This is a genomic window from Vibrio sp. Makdt (genome assembly GCF_027587015.1).
GTDB lineage: Bacteria > Pseudomonadota > Gammaproteobacteria > Enterobacterales > Vibrionaceae > Vibrio > Vibrio chagasii_B.
Window position 1 is genome coordinate 1 of the sequence record NZ_JAPPTH010000066.1, and the last position, 772, is coordinate 772.

Annotated in this window: 1 protein-coding gene; it reads right to left on the minus strand. The window is 37.7% G+C overall.

Annotated elements, in window-relative coordinates; genetic code table 11:
• The coding region (gene dinB / locus OH460_RS27305; protein WP_270000192.1) for a DNA polymerase IV at positions 1 to 772 on the minus strand (772 nt) is incomplete at both ends.

Genomic DNA, 772 nt, shown 5'->3' on the forward strand with positions numbered 1-772 from the left:
TACACCGAGTTTCGTGATCACTTTATCTGCAAGCGCTTTTTCTAACCTTTGCTCTAATTCGACATACAAAGGCTTTATTGCTAGTATGCATTCATCCAAACTATGAATATCATTTAAATATGTCCGTTCAACCCCTACTGACTTTCTAATCCTTTCGACAACAATATCTCTATCATCAATACCATTGCACCTTTGCCAAAGTGTATGTCCGAATTTGCCAAATTTTGAAATCAAAGTGTTTTTATCGAAATTCTTAACATCATCCCCTTTATATAAGCCGAGTTTGTTTAATTTCTCTAACGTCACCTTCCCAACACCATTTATTTTCCCTAATTCTAATTCGTCTATAAAAGTTTGGATCTCAGAAGGTGGGACAATACATATACCATTAGGTTTATTCACATCTGAAGCGACTTTAGAAACAAACTTTAATGGGGAAACTCCTGCCGAAGCCGTTAAATTCAATTCAGTTTGAATAGACTTGCGTATGTCTTCTGCAATTAAAGTTGCTGAACCTTGAAACAGCTTAGAACCTGTGACATCTAAATACGCCTCGTCTAAGGATAGTGGCTCTATTACATCCGTATACCGTCTAAATATTTCATGGATTTGCCTAGATACCGCCTTATACTTTTCCATATTTCCAGACACTACTGTTAAGCTTGGGCAAAGTTGTAACGCTTTTGTTGTAGACATAGCCGAACGCACACCAAAAGCTCTCGCCTCATAACTACAAGTTGCAATAACACCGCGACCATTTTTCCCTCCAACT